Raw genomic sequence first — 17,802 nt, forward strand, 5'->3', positions numbered from 1 at the left:
TGTCGTTTCGGGACATTGTCGGAAGCCAGATGATATTTATCCTTCATTCTTTGTTTGCCCAATATCTCATACTAAACCAACTTTCAAGCAAAACAGCGTTTTCGTAAGATGATGGCTACTCTGAGAGAGATTTTGAGGTATTTAAGGCTGAACGCTTTTTGGCGCTCCAGCTTTCGCATGAGGTCGATAGTTGCCACCAAACGAAGTGAAGATCAGCCGATTTACATTTCTCTGTCTACCACCCCTGAGCGTATAGCCAAAATAGGCCCTGCCATAGCGTCGCTAATGGATCAGGCCGTGATGCCTGACAGGATATTCCTTTGCATCGCCAAAAAAAGCAGGAAGGGGCAGGCTTATAAAATTCCCGGCTTTTTATCGGGCAACCCTCTGGTGGAAATTCGTTGGGTAGAGAAAGACCTCGGGCCCGCCACCAAATGGTTTTACAGTTGCCAGACCGATGATATTGAAGAGCGTAGCAGCATCATCGTGCTGGATGATGATCAGGTGTATCCGAAGCAACTGGTGGAACACTATCTGCATTGCAGAAAGCAGTTTCCTGGAGCGGCTTTCACATTGCTGGGCTGGCCAGTGCCAACTACCGGGCGGCATACCGACAGAAAGTGTGTGAGTGCGGGGAAAGTTAGAATCCTGGGTGCCGACGATAGGATTGAAGTGACTGAGAGCCCCCGGCAGGTGCATTGCATGCAGGGAGCCTCCAGCTATATGATTACAAAGGGGATGCTTAAACCCACGGCCGATTACTTCGAGAAATATAAGGCAACCAATTTTGCCGACGACATCCTGATCAGCGGGCTTTTGGCAGACAGCCAGGTGCCTGTGTATGTGCTGCCGGGCCCATTTCGGTTTATTCGACTTCATTCTTTGCGGATGATGAGGGCACCCAGCTTGTACAATAACACCAATCGGAGTAGTGATTATAACGATCAGCTTTACAGGCTGTTCGAAAAAAGCTGGCCTGCTGTTTAGTAAATGTACGGGCTTAACCGGTTCGATCGGTTAACAGTGATTCTCAGGCCAAGGCAAAAAACTACCCGAATAAATTTAGCGACATGCGTGACGCTGGTGCTGTAGGTTCTAGGACTGACCCAGCCATTGTTTTTCCCGGCTACTTTTATGTTCTTCACAAGGTGCCTCTCCCTGATGAAATCTTTGCTCAGCACCTTCATTGTGTATAGAAACAAGCGATCCCGTATGTCTCGTTGAGACACCTCCGGATATACGACGCTTGCATGCTTTGCCTTGTTTTCTGCTTCCGCCACAATTTTCGATACCCACTCAGGATTTGATTTCTTGTCTTGCTTGTTGTCCCACTTGATTTCTAGCCGGATGTCGAGGTGTCTCATTAACCGTTTCCATTCGTCAGGCCCGTTCTCGATATTGATATGAATAAACCTCGGGTTGGCCTGGAAAAAGTGTAGTACTCTTTTCCGGTAAATGAGCCAGTCAATCAATATTTGGCGGTAGATCGTTTTGCCCATGATTAGCCTGGAAAGGCGAACGATTGCCTTGTCATCCGACATGTGCCGCTCGTCGATATGGCTGAACCAGTTGAACATGCTGAGAATCCAGCGGGAAGGCTCCCTATCCAGCAGAACTATTTTTGCATCAGGAAACCAGGCGGTGAGGTGACGAAAATTGTGGAGGCTGCCATCCAGAAAGTAGTCGAATTTCGAAAAAAATGCTTCGTCTGGCTCAGCCAGGTGAGAATACACCCCGAAGTGCGGCGTATGGGTGACACGCAGCCCTTTCTCCTTCAATGCATTGGTAATGCTGGTGGTGCCCATTTTAGACGAGCCGATGAAAAACACTTTCATAGATTATCGGCTACTGGTTTTTGAAAAAGCTCGAAATAGGCTTGTGCCATGCTGTCCCAGGTGAACATCTCCTTCTCGGTATTGTTTTTGAACAACTGGCCAAGTTTTTTGAGTTCTTCTTTGTCGGCCAGCAGTTTGTTAACTGGCTTGCTCCATGCTTCTCCGTCGCCGGAGGGCAGCAGCAAGCCATTGAAGGTGTCTTTTACTGCAGATGGAATGCCGTCTACTCTTGCTGCCAGGCAAACCAGCCCGCTGACGGCCGCTTCCAAAGCTACGAGGCCAAATCCTTCGTAATCACCGTCAATATGCAAGTTGGGCATCACAAACAAATCGGCATGCAAAAGCAGCTGATCCAGTTCAGCTTGGGGTAATTTTCCTGTAAATAACACTTTGTCTCTATAGACAGGCTCTTTCATGAGCTTATCCAGTTCAAGGGCTTCCAGGCCAAAGCCAAAAAGATGAGCGAGTTTCTTGAAAACCGATGCCGGAAGTACTTTAGAAAACCACAATATGAGCTTAATGTTCTTCTCTCTGGGCCCAACAATGACATAAAAGACGGGCGTTTGTATTTGTGGGAGCACATTTTTTATGAACCAAACAAAGCCCTTCCGTTTAATTGGTCGGCCAATCGATACTATCAAAGATTTGTTGTTGATGGCCACTCCACATCGGTCCCTGAACAGAGAGTAGATGGCTTCATTTTTTTGTGGGCTTGGCAGTGGCTCAAATCCATTGGGGATATAATGCGTCCTGGCTGAAGGGATGCCTGCCTTGATGCATTCAAGCCTTGTCTCGTCGCTCACGGCAATAATCCAGGTAAATTTTGACAGGTATTTTCGCAGCCATAACTGGTATAAGGTCGACTTGAAGATAACATCGAGGCCATGGACTGTGGCAGCCATTTTTTTTCGGGTGAGCCAGAGTAGGGGAGTTAAAAACAGTGCCATGAGTCCGTCGTTGGCGTGAATGACAGCTATGCGTGGATTGCTCCAAACCTTGAATAAGCACCACGGAACAACCGAGATGAAAAATAGCGCTTTAGGGTATTTTCCACTAAAGATAATTTTGTGGACTATTGTATATGATTGCAGGTTTTTGATCAACTCATAGCTTTGCTTTTGCATGCCGCCAACGGATGGAGGATATTTGTGCGTAACAACAAGAACTTCGGAATCGCTTCGGCCTGCCAACATGTGAGGTTTGTGGAAATATGAGCAAAGTTAAGATTGTATTTTTTATTGATGTACTCAAAAAGGATTTTGATGGGGTGTCTAACACCACCAGCCAAATTGCCTACCGCCTGCCCAGGGACCAATTTGACGCCATCTTTATCACTCCGCTGCCGCCAGAAGACCCGGAGTTTCCGTTTCCTGTGTACAAGTGCCCATCGATAGACCTACCGCTTTATAAGCAATACAAACTGGCGCTACCCAAGCGAATGAAGGAATTGGAGGCAATTCTCGATGACTTCAAGCCCGATATCGTACATTGGAGCACCCCATCGGCACTAGGCTGGTATGCTGTGAACTATGCGAAAAAAAACAAGATTCCTGCGGCAACTATATACCACACGCACTTCACTTCCTATGTAGAATACTTCTTAAGGTTTGTGCCTGGTATCGATAAGATTTCGCCTCCGATAGCCCGGCGGCTGCTTTCGCTGTACAAAGACTGTTCACTTGTGCTGGCACCCACCGAAAGCATGAGTGATTACCTGAAAGTATTGAGAGTTGATGCTGGCAAAATAAACGTATGGGGCAGGGGGGTCAATCAGCACCTGTTTTCTCCCGATTTCCGGGACGATAAGTTTTTCACTCCATACGGCGTCACCAGCAAAAAGAAGATTCTTTTTGTCAGTCGGCTGGTGAGTTACAAGTCCACCGACAGCCTGATAGAGCTCTATAAGTTGCTTGACAAAGGCCATAAGCTGATTGTCACTGGTGATGGTCCCGACATGGAGAGGCTTCAAAGTAAGATGCCAGAGGCTGTGTTTACAGGAAAACTCACCGGTGAAGCACTTTCCAAAGTATTTGCCTCGGCCGATGTGTTTGTCTTTCCGTCGGTTACGGAAACGTTTGGTAACGTGATTCTTGAGGCCATGGCTTCCGGACTGCCAGTGGTGGCCGCAAGGGCTGGAGGCCCAGCTGACATCATTGAACATGGAGTTACCGGTTTTTTGGCTGAACCCGGTAACACCAAAGAAATGTATGGTCATGTAAAGTCATTGCTGTCAGATGATGAACTGCATGCAATGATCAGAGAAAAGGCGATTTACTACGCCAGCCAGCAAAACTGGGACGTACTGTGCCAGCGGCTGTTCGACTACTACACCGATTTAGCCAAAACAGCTTCATGAGCCTGACCTTTAAGATACTTCAGCTGGCTACGCCAAACATCGATTCTTACGCTGCCTATAGCATTGCCTCTGTGCGGGGCTATGCAAAAAAACATGGTTATCAGCATTTGGTGCAACGCAGCCGGTTGGTTGATGATATGCATATCAATTGGACCAAAATTGCGCTGTTACAAAACGCCCTGACGGAAAAAGACGTCGATTATGTGGTGCTGTTAGATGCGGATATTATCCTCACAGCTACCGCCCTGCACCTGGAAGACTTTGTGAAGATGGGGAATGAAGCAACGCACATACTGATGCCTGGCGATACGCCGTTGTTAGGAGGTAAAAGGCCTAACGCAGGGATGATCATTGTTAAAAACAGTCCCGAGGGCAGAGGCATTATTGACTATTGGCTGCATGCAGCCCGCCACGAAGGCAAGCACCTGGCAGATACCCACCCGAGAAATCAGCTGGTGTACTGGAATTTCGTGATGCCCAGGTTCAAACCCCTTCAGTTTATTATTCCAAGGTCATTTGCCAGGAAGTATTACCCTGTTTACGACTACCTGGGACTGCGTGGGGGATTTTTGTGGCATGTGACCCAAACTAATGAGGGCGTAAGAGAAAAGTATATGAAGAGGCTTTACGAGCAACACAGGTCAGAAATGGGCGACCTTCAGGCCACTTTAGAAGCGCTGAAAGAAGCAACGCAAGGGTTGGTTAAATTGGTTGAGTAACTAATAGCACTTTTAGGCGCAGTTAAAAAATTCATTGTTTAGTTTTAGGAAACGTTAATCGAAGTTTCATTGGAGAAGATTGCCGGTTTGAAAAACGCTCAATCATTTTACTGGGAAGAAAGCAGAGAGCCACACTTTCAGCGCAGAAAGCAAATTATGAATGAAGTGCCTGAGGTGAAGAAGCTTTTTGGTACCGACCCTCTTTTAAAGTACAAAGCGATTTTTGTACTGCTGCTGCAACTGGCTATTCCTGTATTTTTTCTACCCGAAAATCCATACCTGTTTGCCCTGCTGGTGGTGGTTGTGGGTGCCACACTTAGTCAAATTCTTTTTTTGGCTATTCACGAAATCACCCATGACCTGGCGTTTAAAAACCCAGTACTCAATAATGTTTTGGCCATCATTGTTAACTTCCCCATTGTGTTTCCCTTTAGTATGGCATTTAAGGTGTACCACGCTAAGCACCACTGGCACCAGGGCAAGGAGGGAGTTGACACAGACCTGCCGACGGACGGTGAAGCACTTCTGTTTAAGGGTTTTTTCGGTAAGCTGATTTGGCTGGTGAATCAAATCCTTTTTTATGCCATCAGACCACTCATGGTGCACCCTATCAAACCCGACAAGTGGCAAGTCATCAATCTGGTGTCTCAGTTGTTATTCGTTGTGGTGTTTTACCAACTGGCAGGTATTGCCGGTTTTGTTTATCTCATTGCCTCGCTGTTTGTAGCCGGCGGGCTTCACCCCATAGCCGGCCACTTTATAGCAGAGCACTACGTTTTCAAAGAAGGTCAGGAAACCTATTCGTACTACGGTTTCCTGAACAAGATTACTTTCAATGTAGGCTTTCATAACGAGCACCACGACTTCCCTAAAATTCCCGGTAGTCGGCTGCCAAAGTTGAAGAAACTTGCCCCCAACCATTACGACCGCCTCTATTCGCACACCTCATGGTCAAAGGTGCTTTGGCGGTTTGTTTCCGAGGAATCAATGACGCTTTACGCACGGGTCAAGCGCAACAACTAGTTGTTTCTCATGAAACTAAGTGCTGCTTCAATAAACTTTTCATTTTCGGAAACGAACGGCTCGTGCCAGGAGTCGTCGAAGACCGTCCAGTCGACTGTAGTGTTGACAAGCAGGGCTTCCGTTTCGTAGCCAATTTCTATCGGCACCACACCGTCTTTTTTGCCCCACAGAAATGCCACTGGTATGTCGATCATATCCAGTTTGCCGGAGGTGTCGTAGTTCAGCATTTCGAAGTCAAAGTAGTTTTCATACCCTTTGCCGTGGCTAAACTGTGCCAGCGTGGTGTTGGGTGTAAACAAGGCATAATTGATGAGGAATTTCTTGTTAGAAAACAGAGAAAGCTCGTTACCTCCCAGGTCCAGCATGTGGCGGTAATAGCCCACCCAGTCCAGCTCCTGGATGTTTTCCTTTGTCACGGGGTTTTCCTCGGCAAAGTCCAGCGCTTTGGCGTTGTTCTGCTCGGTAGCCTCTCTGATTACCCAGTCACGCATCACGTCCATCCACCGGTAGTTGGAGAAGGTGCCGTTGACAATGAGGGCTCCGGCCACCATTGATTGGTTGTCGTTAGTGGTTAGAAACTGCCAGGTGACCTCGACTCCGAAACTGTGGCCCATGAGGTAGATCTTTTTACCGGGGTATTGTTGCCTCAGCAGCGACACCACATAAAAGGCGTCTTCTGTGTACTGCTCATAATTGAGCGTTTTAGGGTCAACGTTGCCGGAAGCGGAACCTGCGATGCGCTGGTCCCAATAGGCCACCGCCACGTCTTTCTCCATCCCTTTCAGGTAGTACCGGTAGCACATGGCACAGTCTCCAGGCCCGCCGTGAACATAGAGGATGATCTTGCCTGAGTCGACATTTCCCCGCACCCACACAGGCATGTCGGCACCGTCATTGCGAACATAGAAAGTGTCGGTAGCCTCCGTTGCATCTTCAGTGCACGATAGAAAGAAAAGGGGAATAATGAATAAGAAAAATAGCTTTTGCATGTTTAAAAAATCAAAGGTTTAATAATTCCGAATTCAATGGCGAAGCGGGTGAGAGATGACGCATTGTAGGGAACTTGTTTCATTACGTTCAGTCGGGCATACCAACTGATGGGAATTTCCCTTTTCACCGAAAGGTCCTTGCCAATCCCGATAAAAACTGTTGGCATGAATGCTGTTCGTCCCGCCAGCGTCAGCTTTTCGAGCTCACCTGCTTCATTCACTTCGTACACCTTGCCCTCCAGGAATGAGCGAAAAAGCCCGGGACTAATGCCAGTTTCGAAGATTCTGCCTTTTTCATTTTTCCTTCTGTAGGAAACATCAGGCATAACAATGAGCCCCACGTGGTTGTGGGCGTGGCGGTAAATGGCCAGGCCCGGAGTGAAAGCCACGGCGTTGGTTACGCTGTGACCTTTCTTTGTCTGTTTGTCGACAGAGCGAAGGGTGATGGAGTAGCCGCCTTTAAGCCCATAGTGAGTAAAGGATTCTCCGAAATAGGCAACTTTCAGCTCCTGGCTTGCGGCCGACTGGAAGGTCAAAACGCAAGCCACTAAAAAAATAAACTTGTGCATAAAAAAGTAAATTGATGTGACAGTTCCCATACGGTGCGAACAAATGGATGGATGCAAAAAGGGGCGAATAATACCTGAACTATTGAAAAAACTACCTGAAGTATGGAAAAGAAGCGGTGGCTTTAGAGACTGAAATGCCGCATCAGGAATGACTGATCCATTTTTTGAAATCTGTAGCCTTGAGTTGGCTGATAACCACAGGTTCATCCATTGATGGGTGCACCTCAAGCAGCAATTTACCATTCGGTTCGCTAACAAACGACCTGCACGATTTTCTGTGAACGATGACCTGTCGGTTAGCCCTGAAAAAATCTTCCTCGCTGAGCAAGCCAAAGACCTCGTCCAGGGTATAGTTGATCGAAAGTCGGCTACCCTCAAAAGTGGTAATATAAACGACAGCACCCCTGATAAAAATATTGGCAATGTTGCCCGCTTCAACCGGCACATTTTTTCTCCCAAAGGTACCGATCACCGACTTGAGAGAACCAGTCTTTCTCCCATCATCGTGTCGGGCAACCTTAGATGCCCGGTAGAAATAGTAAATAATGTAGTAGACGTTGAACTGACCAATGACGATGATGCTGAAGGGCAGCTCATAGTCAGGAAATGATGTGGCTGAAATGGGAACTTTGTAGTATAGATGAAAGTAAATGGATGTGATGGTTACGCATACAAGAGAAGGTAATGCAAGTCCCAAAATTGTTTGCAGCAATATCCTTGAAAGTGGTCGATCGAACCAGTCATGTTTCTTTTGCAGTTGCTTCGTCACCTGCCTGACAAACAGCCACAAAAGAGATGTGAGAGAGAATGAGTAAATGGTGTCAGGCAGGAAGTTGGTTTGGTATAGAAGCTCGAACCAGCTGAGGTCAGCCCCAATGGAAAGGAATACCTGGGACACAACAAAGCTTACGCCAAGGATGACCCAAATGTCTCTTTTGAATGGAGGCAGGCAGTTGTGTACCATAGAGGGTAAAAGTCGGACAAAAATTCAACTTTTTAAAGAGCATACAGCCTGCACCATTTTGAAGACTGCCTCAATTAACATTGGCTTTGGGAACGAATCGATGACCGTTAATAGTTCTTATGAGCAATGCACTTTGGTAAATAAAGCTTTAATTTTCGACATGGAACTTACTGCCACAAAACTCTCTGCGCTTTTTCCTGATATGGAACAGGCCCTCAAAGACGCCATTTTGAAGGAGGGGATCATAAAAACTGTAAAAGAGGGAGATCTGCTGGTAAGCTCCGGCCAGTACATCAAATCAGCCATGCTGGTGATAGATGGTTTGGTGAAAGTTTCCAGAGAAGACGAGGATGGCAAGGAGTTTCTGATGTACTACCTGGAGCCAGGTTCAGCTTGTGCGCTTTCACTCTTGTGTGCCGCCCGAAGTGAAAAGAGCGCCATATCAGCCAAAGCTGTTTCTAATGCCACCATCATCACTGTTCCGTTTGTTTTAACCGAAACTTGGCAAACCAGGTACAGAACCTGGCACGAGTTTGTTGTGGCTACCTACCGAAAAAGGTTTGAGGAGCTGCTGATCACCCTCGATAGTGTTGCTTTTAAATCTATGGATGAGCGCCTGGTGTTTTACCTGAAAAGGCAAATGAAAGTGTCGGGCAAGCTGCTGGCCATTTCTCATCAGGAAATTGCCAACGACCTGAGCACTGCCAGAGAGGTGGTGTCGAGGTTGTTGAAAAAACTGGAGCAGTCGGGCGCCATTGTATTGAGCCGAAACCATATTGAAATCATTAACCTCGACAAAATTTTTGACTAGTTTTGCCAGAGTGATTATTGTCACTGAAGTCGGTCTTCCGCTGGTATACCTTTGATGAAGGAAATTGAAAAATAAACAACAATGATAGTAGAACAGATATACACAGGATGTTTGGCACAGGGTGCCTACTACATAGAGAGTGAAGGCGAAGCGGTTGTTATAGACCCATTGAGAGAAGTAGCACCTTATGTGGAGAAGGCCAAAAGAAGAGGAGCCAAAATTAAGTATGTGCTGGAAACCCATTTTCACGCTGACTTTGTTTCTGGTCACCTGGATCTCTCTAGAATAACAGGGGCGCCCATTGTTTTTGGACCGAATGCCAAGCCTAACTTTGAGGCGCATATTGCCAAAGACGGCGAAGAGTTGAAAATTGGTAAGGTAACACTTAAGGTGCTTCACACGCCCGGCCACACCATGGAGAGCACCACCTATTTACTGATTGATGAAGAGGGTAAAGAAAATGCTGTCTTCTCCGGCGACACGCTGTTCATTGGCGATGTGGGAAGGCCTGATTTGGCTGCCAAGTCGCACCTGAGCGTGGAAGACCTGGCGGGGCATCTTTTTGACTCGCTGCGAAGTAAGATTATGACATTGCCCGATGACGTCATCGTGTACCCCGGACATGGAGCAGGCTCAGCTTGCGGAAAAAACATGAGCAAGGAAACCACCGATACGCTTGGCCATCAAAAAGAAACCAACTATGCCCTAAGAGCCAATATGACAAGGGATGAGTTCATCAAAGAAGTAACAGACGGATTGGCGCCTCCACCGGTGTACTTTCCGGAAAACGTGATGATGAATAAGATGGGATACGAAAGTGTGGACAAAGTACTGAGTCGTGGACTTCAAAAGCTTTCTGCTGAAGGCTTCGAAGCAGCAGCCAACGAAACGGAGGCGTTGGTGCTTGACACCCGTGACCCAAATGTTTTCTCAAAAGGATTCATTCCTAACTCTATCAATATAGGTATCGACGGTAGCTTTGCCCCCTGGGTAGGCGCATTGATCCTGGATATTAAGCAGCCGATATTGATTGTTGCGGAACCTGGCCGGGAAGAAGAGGTAGTAACGAGGCTGGCAAGAGTAGGATACGACAATACGATCGGTTATCTGGAAGGCGGTTTTGCTACATGGCAGCAAGCTGGAAAGGAAATTGATATCATTGATAATGTGTCGGCCGCTGATTTTTCAACTATGTACAGTAAAGAGAAGTTGGAAGTGATCGATGTGCGCAAGCCGAGTGAATTTGCCGCAGAGCACGTGGAAGATGCTAAAAACCTGGCGTTAGACTTTATCAATGATCATATGGCTGACTTTGACAAGGAAAAGCCGCTGTACCTGTACTGCGCCGGCGGCTATCGCTCCATGATTGCAAGCTCTATTCTGAAAGCCAGAGGCTGGGACAATGTCATCAATATTGAGGGAGGCTGGAAAGCAATAGAACAAACCAGTGTGCCGAGAACAGACTACGTTTGCCCTACCACGTTGCAGAAGTAGGAGAGGTGTTAAAAGCAAAGTTATGAGGCTCTCTCAAAAGCCCAGATCAGGTGTCAGGTTGAGCTCGTCGAAACCTTGTTGTTAAACGTTCTCAAGCATTTCGACAGGCTCAATGTGACATTTTCTTCTTAATTAGGGCTTTTGAGACGCCCTCGTTGCTTTTTTTAGCTCTTCAAGGATACCTAGTCTAGCTCGTGCTTCGTGTTGATAGAGAATTTATATCTATCACCCCTGTATAGCGACCTTTCAATCTCAACAATTTTTCCGTCTTCGGAGAAGATAGCTCCATCAAGCATAAAGGCTGCCAGCGGCACTGTGTTCTCGAAGTAATTCTGTGGATCACCGGGAGACAGAATGACGGCCCCCATTGTTCTGTGAGCATTGCCCAGTTTAAGTTTATACTGATCTTCGTAAATGGCAATCAGCGGGTCTTTAAGCTCAATAAGGTGAATTTTTGGACAGGCAACCAGGGAAATGTATCTGGTCTCATCTTTCATTAGCGTATCATCGGCATATCTCAGGCGGTGGACCTTCAACACCGGGCCGTCGATCTTCATATGTCTGTTATCGATTTTAGATGACAGGCCACTCTCAAGGATTGTCTTTTCAAGAATAATATCTTTTGGCTTGAACCCCTCTTTGATCAGGTTGCCGTCGAAGCTGTTCTTCATGGCATCGAACGAACCAAGCACTCTGGTTACGTGCCTGTCTTCTGTTTTATTCAACACATAAGTACCTCTTCCTTTTATTCTGGTAGCCCATCCCTGTAATTCTACTTCGTGCAAACTCTTGCGGGCCGTAGTATTGCTCACGTTGTGCTCTTTGATTAATTCATTCTCTGAAGGCACCTTATCGCCAGGTAAAAGCTCGCCTGACTCTATTTTTTGAATGATTTCTTTGCTGATTAAAATGTACTTGGGGACTGGCCTTTTCATTACGCTAAGTTTGGCGGACAGCTAATTTGAAATTTTTTTTTGTCATATTAAAATTTACTTACTACATTAGGTTCTTTAACTTAGTGCGTTAAGGAACCCTATGAAAACTACAACAAAGTATTGGTGGGTCGTATTCCTGCTACTAATAGCTACGTCTTTAAGCTTCCTTGACAGGCAGGTGCTGTCCATTGTCATTATTAAAATAAAGGAAGATTTATTTATATCCGATGTCGAGTACGGATTCATCAACTCGGGTTTTCTGGCAAGCTATGCCATTATGTTTACCCTCGGCGGTGTACTTATAGATAAATACGGTAGCCGACTGGGTCTGGCCGTTTCGGTCGGGTTTTGGTCTTTTGCCACCGTACTGCACAGTTTTGCTGGCAGTGTATTCCAATTTGCTACCTTCCGGTTTTTGCTGGGCATAGGAGAGGGAGGATGTTTCCCTGGTGCGGTTAGGGCGGTTATTGAATGGGTGCCTAAAACAAAACATTCCCTTGCGAACGGCATTGCCATCGGTGGATCTGCGCTTGGTGCTGTTATTGCTCCACCACTGTGTGCATACTTTTTAGGGTTTTGGGACTGGCGCTACATATTCATAATGACTGGCGCTTTCGGGTTTGTTTGGTTAGTAGCCTGGCTTATCATTACAAAAAAGAATGAACTGGCAGAGGCCCCGTCAAAAAGTGAGGTAGCTGAAAATAGAAGCTTCAGCTTCATTAAAGTGCTCAAATCCAGGGAGGCATTGATTTTCATGGCTATGCGCTTTGTGCTTGACCCCATTCTCTATTTCTACATGTTTTGGATTCCCAAGTACCTGAACGAAAGTCACGGCCTTGCTGTAGACAAGATCGGCCAGTTGCTGTGGATTCCTTTTTTAGCGTTGGGCGTTGCGAATGTGACTGGCGGATGGGTATCGGACTTCATCTTTCAAAAGACGGCAAAAGAAGCATTTTCACGCCAGGTCGTCATGGGCTTTGCCGCCCTTATGACGCTGCCAGTAGCAGCCATAGGGCTTTTGGATTCCTATGTAGTTATCTTGGTGTTGGTTGGGCTGGCTTTCTTTGCCCATGGATTATGGATCACCAATTACATTACTTCGATTGGGGATGTGTTTGGTAAAACGGCTTCATCCACAGTTGTGGGGCTGTCAGGGAGTGCCGGCGCTTTGTCCTCACTGGTACTTAATCCTGTGATCGGACTTATTATTTCTACATACTCTTACGACTCAGTATGGATTTATTGCGGGCTTATGTATCCCGTTGTATTTATAGGTTATATGATTTTCACAGCAAAGAAAAAGTCAGCGGCTTTTACTGCCGCATAATTTTTTTTTCAATTTTTAAATAGTGCGTTAAGTTAAAGTTATTAAGCGTTAAGAATTTTAAGACATTATTATGACAAGAATAGGGGTTTTCGGAGTAGGCTATGATAAATACTGGTCTCAGTTTGACGGACTGCTTGATGAATTGATGAGAAAGCAAGAAGTATTTATTGACAAAATAAAGTCTACGGAAGTCGAGGTGGTGGATTTAGGCTTGGTTGATAACCCGGAAAAAGCCTATTGTATGGTTGATAAGATAGGCCAGGCAAATTTGGATCTGATCTTCTGTGATATGCTGACCTATGCCACTTCGGGGACTTTCGGGATAATTATCAAGACCATTAATATTCCAATTGTGCTTGTGGCACTACAGCCATTGAAAGCGCTCGACTATTCAAAAGCATCCACCTATATGCAGTTGGTGAACGACGACATTTGTTCATTACCGGAGTTTGCAGGTGTGGCGGTTAGGATGGGGAAGAAGGTACCCGACATGATTATTGGTACTTTATTCGACGACCCTGAAGTGGATGCTGAGATTGAGGAGTATTGTCGGATTGCGAAGGTGTTGCACGACCTGAAAAGAGCCCATTTGGGACACATCGGTCATCCTATCAACGCCATGTTGGACATGCATTCTGATGCGACCATGCTGACGTCTTTTTTTGGTAGTCACATCGTGCAATGTGAGGCCAACCAACTAATGAAAAGCTACGATGAGGTAACTGAAAAAGAGATTGTTGCTTGCGAAAAGCAAATCCTTGATTTCTTCGACACACCAGATCCTGTTTCGGATCCTATTTCAATGAAGCTCAAGCCTGAAGACCTAAGGATTGCCGCAAAGGTTTGTGTGGCACTGGAAAAATTTGTGGTGTCAAATAAGCTTGACGGTCTGGCTTACTATTATGACGGGCCAGATGATAGTGAGCTTAGGAAGGTCTTTTCTAATCTGATCGTTGGAAATTCTTTACTAACTGCTAAGCACATTCCCATGTGTGGCGAGTCGGATTTAAAAACACTCATTGCCCTTCTTATTTTCGACCGCCTTTCGATAGGCGGGAGTTTCGCTGAGTTCCATCCGGTAGATTTCAAAGAGGGTTTTGTACTCGTAGGTCACGACGGGCCGCACAACATCTCCATTGCCGACGGAAAGCCAGTTTTACGCAGCCTGAAAAAATACCACGGCAAGCCTGGTCATGGGGCGGGAGTGGAGTTCAAAATCAAAGAGGGGCCCATTACCATGCTGTCGATCAACTCGACCTATGATGGCAAATTCAAATTCATCATTGCAGAAGGTCAGTCAGTGTCCGGCCCGATCCCCCCAACAGGCAATACGAACACCCGGGGATTCTTTGAACCTGATGTGAAAACGTTTTTAACAAGATGGATCAAGGAAGGCCCAACACACCACTTTGCGCTGGGTGTTGGTCACCACGCATCAACGCTACAGAAGATAGCAAATTACTTAAACATTGAATCGCAAGTTATCGCCAGCGATAAATAATAAAAGTTAAATAAACACATACTTATGACTATGAAAAACTACTTAGAGAATCTGGTTTTGATTAAGAAAGGAGTTTGTGAAAAGTACCTTTGCATGTTTGTTTTCGCACTGGCACTTCTCGCAGGATTTCCAACGCTTGCTCAAAATCAAAATGGTGCTTCCGGCGCTTTTAGTGTGTCGGGAGTTGTTGTTGGCTCCGATGGGATGGCCATTCCGGGAGTAAGCATTCTTGTAAAAGGTACCAGCTCAGGTACTATCTCTGACGCAGAGGGTAAATACACGGTGAATGTTGATGATTCAAATGCTGTATTACTTTTCTCGTTTATTGGATACCAATCTCAGGAGGTGTCGGTAGGCTCACGGAGAGTGATTGACGTGACCATGGAAGACGACTTCAAGGTACTTGGAGAAGTTGTGGTGACAGGTTACGGAACACAAAAGAAACAGGATATTACCGGCTCTATTGCTCGGGTAGATGGCAAGGATATGATGCTACCATCCACGTCCAGCTTTGATCAGATGATTCAGGGAAGAGTGTCCGGTGTGCAAATCTCGCAAACGTCGGGAGCTCCCGGAGGAAACGTCAACGTATTGATACGTGGTGTAAGCTCTATTACGGGAGGAAATCAGCCGCTTTATGTTGTTGATGGTTACCCGATATCTACTGGTGGAAGCTCTGATTTCTCTTCTTACGGTGGCGGTACTTATTCGTCAGCTGGTATAGCTAATAACACCCAAAGTAGAATTAACCCGCTTGCGTCAATAAATCCGGCAGATATTGAATCGATAGAAGTGCTGAAGGATGCTTCTGCAACGGCTATTTATGGTTCAAGAGGTGCTAATGGTGTTGTGATTATTACCACAAAAAGAGGAGCTGTAGGCAAACCTACCATCAGCTTCGATATGTCTTACGGCCTGCAGCAGGTGGCCAACAAGCTGGATATGATGAATTCTGCACAGTACGCTGAATTTGTAGCTGACGGCAGGGACAATGCAAGAGTTTATGCTGGGGGATTAGCGACAGACCCAAATGAAGTGAGGGCTGGCGCTCATTTTGTGCGGCCTGAGTTTAGAAACCCATCATCCATCACCACTAATACTGATTGGCAGGATGTGATTTACAGAACTGCCCCGGTAGCCAACTATCAGTTATCAGCAACCGGCGGCTCAAACAATGTTAACTATTTCATCTCTGGCGGCTACTACGATCAAAAGGGAGTGGTTGAAACCTCAGATTACAAGAGGTTTAACCTCCGCTCAAATGTTGACGTCAATCTGACGGAGAGAGTCAAAGTTGGAACTTCGCTTTCAGGCTCGCACGGCTTTGGTAACTTTCCTAACACTGAGGGACACTACGGAACTGGTGGCGTGATTTCTCAGGCACTGGCTGCTGGCCCAACAATACCAGTTTATGATGCTGATGGCAACCCTTACAACAGCCAGGCAGACGTAACCGATGGACTGGGATGGCTTCAGAACCCATTGAACCTTCTTGCAGGCTTTTCAGACAACAGAAAGGTGACGGATATATACAGTAACAATTTTATTGAAGTGACAATAGCTGATGGTCTTACTTTCAAAACCACGGCGGGCATCCAGTACAGTACCAACGATGCCAAGATCTGGAGATCATCGCTTATTCCAAACTTCACCTCGCTCAACTATCCTTCCAATGCAGGTGCAACCAAGACGGAAACGATGAACTGGTTGAACGAAAATACATTGAATTACAAGCATATTTTCAATCAGAAGCACAGCCTCGACGTGTTGATAGGTTTTACCGAGCAAAAGGAGAGCTGGGACAGGCTGTCTGTTGGTGCGTCTGATTTCCCGACAGATAACGTAACCTTTGTTTCAGGAGGTATTGTCAACGCCGGAACTCATGTCATTTCTGAGTGGTCAATGGTTTCTCTTTTGTCGAGGGTGAATTACTCTTACGACGGCAAATACTTGTTTACAGGAACTGTTCGTAGAGACGGTAGTTCTCGCTTTGGTGCCAACAACAAATGGGGTACGTTTCCATCACTTTCTGTGGGTTATGTGATTTCCGAAGAGGACTTTATGCAATCGGTTAACTTCATCAGCAGCTTGAAGGTGAGAATGAGTTATGGACTTTCTGGAAATAACCAGATTGGAAACTACTCGCACATCGGACTTCTTTCCACTTCAAGGTACGTTCAAAACAACAGCCTGGTGGCAGGTTTGGTGCCCAGTAGTTTGTCAAACACTGACCTTACCTGGGAGAAATCGAAGCAGACAAACTTCGGTGTCGACCTGAGCATGTTTGATGACCGTGTTTCGGTAACCGCCGAGTTTTACAAAAACCTTAAGACTGATTTGTTGCTTGGAGTTCAGTTGCCCGCAGCGTCAGGTTTTACCTCCTCTACACAGAATATTGGTGATATCGAGAACAAGGGTATAGAGTTGGCTATTCAGACTGTCAACATTAAGCAAAGCAAATTTGAATGGAGAACTGGTGTTACGTTCAGTAAAAACAAAAACAACGTATTGAGATTGGCTACAGAAGGTGGCCGGATTACCAACTCATCATACCAGATTACCCAGGAAGGTTATCCGATTGCCAGCTTCTTTATGCAAAATGCAATAGGCGTGTACAAAACGAATGAAGAAGTGACTGGCACACCTGTTATTCACCCCAATGTTCAGGCTGGTGATTTGATTTTTGAGGACGTGGATGGCAATGGCACCATTAACTCGAATGACAGAAAGATTGTTGGAGATCCATGGCCTGATTTTGTTTGGGGATTTAACAACAACTTTACCTATGGAAATTGGGGACTTGGTATAACCCTCAACGGTTCTCAGGGAGCTGAAACCTTTTTCCAGGCGGGAACTATTATTTTGAATAACGCTGGTGTGCAAAACCAACTTACCCTCGGTGATAAAAGGTGGAAGTCTGAAACTGACCCGGGAGATGGCTATCAGGGCAGAGCAATCAGGAACAACTATGCCAATGGGTTCGGTACATCGTCTCACTTCTTGTTTGATGCCTCATACCTCAGGATCAAAAATGTGAATCTTTCCTATAGGTTGCCAAAGGCGGCTATTTCAAAGCTGGCCTTGTCGAATGCATCGTTTTACCTGAACATTAGCAACCTGTACACCTTCACAGACTACCCAGGCTACGATCCTGAATCAAGTACTGCTGGTAACAATGTGGTCAATTCAGGGGTGGATTATCTGACGTATCCGCTTGCTCGCACTTATACCCTCGGTGTAAACGTGACATTCTAAATACCGGAGAACAACCCTTTAAAA

Annotated in this window: 15 protein-coding genes; 9 read left to right on the plus strand and 6 right to left on the minus strand. The window is 46.1% G+C overall.

Features of this window, described 5'->3' with window-relative positions; all coding sequences use genetic code 11:
* The first annotated feature begins 108 nt into the window (after positions 1 to 108).
* Complete coding sequence (locus GC130_RS20780; RefSeq protein ID WP_152000280.1) at positions 109 to 987, plus strand: hypothetical protein; 879 nt, start codon at positions 109 to 111, stop codon at positions 985 to 987.
* Here the strand turns inward: GC130_RS20780 and GC130_RS20785 are convergent.
* Together GC130_RS20785 and GC130_RS20790 are read right to left on the minus strand one after the other, a co-directional pair.
* Complete coding sequence (locus tag GC130_RS20785) at positions 984 to 1,835, minus strand: sulfotransferase (protein ID WP_152000281.1); 852 nt, start codon at positions 1,833 to 1,835, stop codon at positions 984 to 986. The two genes, GC130_RS20780 and GC130_RS20785, sit on opposite strands and share 4 nt — an antisense overlap.
* Complete coding sequence (locus GC130_RS20790; protein WP_152000282.1) at positions 1,832 to 3,028, minus strand: glycosyltransferase family 4 protein; 1,197 nt, start codon at positions 3,026 to 3,028, stop codon at positions 1,832 to 1,834. Before GC130_RS20790 ends, GC130_RS20785 begins: the two co-directional genes overlap by 4 nt.
* Before the next feature lie 17 nt (positions 3,029 to 3,045).
* Between GC130_RS20790 and GC130_RS20795 the strand changes: the two genes are divergently transcribed.
* The 3 genes from GC130_RS20795 (at position 3,046) to GC130_RS20805 (ending at position 5,933) form a co-directional block, all read left to right on the plus strand.
* Complete coding sequence (locus GC130_RS20795) at positions 3,046 to 4,191, plus strand: glycosyltransferase family 1 protein (RefSeq protein ID WP_152000283.1); 1,146 nt, start codon at positions 3,046 to 3,048, stop codon at positions 4,189 to 4,191.
* Positions 4,188 to 4,910, plus strand: a complete 723-nt coding sequence (locus GC130_RS20800) for a hypothetical protein (protein WP_152000284.1) — start codon at positions 4,188 to 4,190, stop codon at positions 4,908 to 4,910. The genes GC130_RS20795 and GC130_RS20800 overlap by 4 nt, the downstream gene beginning before the upstream one ends.
* A gap of 69 nt (positions 4,911 to 4,979) precedes the next feature.
* Positions 4,980 to 5,933 carry a fatty acid desaturase gene (locus GC130_RS20805; RefSeq protein WP_152000285.1) on the plus strand — a complete coding sequence of 318 codons (954 nt, stop codon included), beginning with the start codon at positions 4,980 to 4,982 and terminating at the stop codon, positions 5,931 to 5,933.
* Here GC130_RS20805 and GC130_RS20810 read toward each other — a convergent pair.
* From GC130_RS20810 to GC130_RS20820, 3 genes are all read right to left on the minus strand, one after another.
* On the minus strand, positions 5,930 to 6,922 hold the full coding sequence (locus GC130_RS20810) for an alpha/beta fold hydrolase (RefSeq protein WP_152000286.1): 993 nt from the start codon (positions 6,920 to 6,922) through the stop codon (positions 5,930 to 5,932). The two genes, GC130_RS20805 and GC130_RS20810, sit on opposite strands and share 4 nt — an antisense overlap.
* Positions 6,923 to 6,924: 2 nt before the next feature.
* The gene (locus GC130_RS20815; protein ID WP_152000287.1) at positions 6,925 to 7,491 is read right to left on the minus strand and encodes a hypothetical protein; all 567 of its coding nucleotides are present in this window, start codon (positions 7,489 to 7,491) and stop codon (positions 6,925 to 6,927) included.
* Positions 7,492 to 7,633: 142 nt separating this feature from the next.
* Positions 7,634 to 8,455, minus strand: a complete 822-nt coding sequence (locus GC130_RS20820) for a LytTR family transcriptional regulator DNA-binding domain-containing protein (RefSeq protein WP_152000288.1) — start codon at positions 8,453 to 8,455, stop codon at positions 7,634 to 7,636.
* Positions 8,456 to 8,615: 160 nt separating this feature from the next.
* On the opposite strand from GC130_RS20820, the gene GC130_RS20825 reads away from it, so the two are divergent.
* Both GC130_RS20825 and GC130_RS20830 read left to right on the plus strand, forming a co-directional pair.
* Positions 8,616 to 9,266: a Crp/Fnr family transcriptional regulator gene (locus GC130_RS20825; RefSeq protein ID WP_152000289.1), complete on the plus strand. Its 651-nt coding sequence runs from the start codon at positions 8,616 to 8,618 to the stop codon at positions 9,264 to 9,266.
* Between the two features lie 81 nt (positions 9,267 to 9,347).
* Entirely contained in the window at positions 9,348 to 10,760 is a 1,413-nt protein-coding gene (locus GC130_RS20830) for a rhodanese-like domain-containing protein (RefSeq protein ID WP_152000290.1), read from the plus strand.
* A gap of 182 nt (positions 10,761 to 10,942) precedes the next feature.
* Here GC130_RS20830 and GC130_RS20835 read toward each other — a convergent pair whose 3' ends face one another.
* Entirely contained in the window at positions 10,943 to 11,695 is a 753-nt protein-coding gene (locus tag GC130_RS20835) for a GntR family transcriptional regulator (RefSeq protein WP_152000291.1), read from the minus strand.
* Positions 11,696 to 11,795: 100 nt separating this feature from the next.
* On the opposite strand from GC130_RS20835, the gene GC130_RS20840 reads away from it, so the two are divergent.
* The 3 genes from GC130_RS20840 to GC130_RS20850 all read left to right on the plus strand — a co-directional run bounded on the left by GC130_RS20840 (position 11,796) and on the right by GC130_RS20850 (position 17,778).
* Positions 11,796 to 13,022, plus strand: coding sequence for an MFS transporter (locus tag GC130_RS20840; RefSeq protein WP_152000292.1), 1,227 nt, complete (start codon positions 11,796 to 11,798; stop codon positions 13,020 to 13,022).
* A 70-nt stretch (positions 13,023 to 13,092) separates the two neighbouring features.
* The gene (locus tag GC130_RS20845; RefSeq protein ID WP_152000293.1) at positions 13,093 to 14,523 is read left to right on the plus strand and encodes an L-fucose/L-arabinose isomerase family protein; all 1,431 of its coding nucleotides are present in this window, start codon (positions 13,093 to 13,095) and stop codon (positions 14,521 to 14,523) included.
* 30 nt (positions 14,524 to 14,553) lie between these two features.
* The gene (locus tag GC130_RS20850; RefSeq protein WP_193217934.1) at positions 14,554 to 17,778 is read left to right on the plus strand and encodes a TonB-dependent receptor; all 3,225 of its coding nucleotides are present in this window, start codon (positions 14,554 to 14,556) and stop codon (positions 17,776 to 17,778) included.
* Positions 17,779 to 17,802 lie beyond the last annotated feature (24 nt).

Origin of the sequence: Imperialibacter sp. EC-SDR9 (genome assembly GCF_902498805.1) — a bacterium.
In the GTDB taxonomy this organism is placed as follows: Bacteria; Bacteroidota; Bacteroidia; order Cytophagales; family Cyclobacteriaceae; genus Imperialibacter.

Excerpts from the sequence above, each read along its gene's own strand:
- GC130_RS20815 (WP_152000287.1), bottom strand. The coding sequence starts at position 7,491 with ATGCACAAGTTTATTTTTTTAGTGGCTTGCGTTTTGACCTTCCAGTCG.
- GC130_RS20785 (WP_152000281.1), bottom strand. The coding sequence starts at position 1,835 with ATGAAAGTGTTTTTCATCGGCTCGTCTAAAATGGGCACCACCAGCATT.
- GC130_RS20830 (WP_152000290.1), top strand. The coding sequence starts at position 9,348 with ATGATAGTAGAACAGATATACACAGGATGTTTGGCACAGGGTGCCTAC.
- GC130_RS20845 (WP_152000293.1), top strand. The coding sequence starts at position 13,093 with ATGACAAGAATAGGGGTTTTCGGAGTAGGCTATGATAAATACTGGTCT.
- GC130_RS20835 (WP_152000291.1), bottom strand. The coding sequence starts at position 11,695 with ATGAAAAGGCCAGTCCCCAAGTACATTTTAATCAGCAAAGAAATCATT.
- GC130_RS20850 (WP_193217934.1), top strand. The coding sequence starts at position 14,554 with ATGAAAAACTACTTAGAGAATCTGGTTTTGATTAAGAAAGGAGTTTGT.
- GC130_RS20800 (WP_152000284.1), top strand. The coding sequence starts at position 4,188 with ATGAGCCTGACCTTTAAGATACTTCAGCTGGCTACGCCAAACATCGAT.
- GC130_RS20810 (WP_152000286.1), bottom strand. The coding sequence starts at position 6,922 with ATGCAAAAGCTATTTTTCTTATTCATTATTCCCCTTTTCTTTCTATCG.
- GC130_RS20820 (WP_152000288.1), bottom strand. The coding sequence starts at position 8,455 with ATGGTACACAACTGCCTGCCTCCATTCAAAAGAGACATTTGGGTCATC.
- GC130_RS20790 (WP_152000282.1), bottom strand. The coding sequence starts at position 3,028 with ATGTTGGCAGGCCGAAGCGATTCCGAAGTTCTTGTTGTTACGCACAAA.
- GC130_RS20825 (WP_152000289.1), top strand. The coding sequence starts at position 8,616 with ATGGAACTTACTGCCACAAAACTCTCTGCGCTTTTTCCTGATATGGAA.
- GC130_RS20840 (WP_152000292.1), top strand. The coding sequence starts at position 11,796 with ATGAAAACTACAACAAAGTATTGGTGGGTCGTATTCCTGCTACTAATA.
- GC130_RS20780 (WP_152000280.1), top strand. The coding sequence starts at position 109 with ATGATGGCTACTCTGAGAGAGATTTTGAGGTATTTAAGGCTGAACGCT.
- GC130_RS20795 (WP_152000283.1), top strand. The coding sequence starts at position 3,046 with ATGAGCAAAGTTAAGATTGTATTTTTTATTGATGTACTCAAAAAGGAT.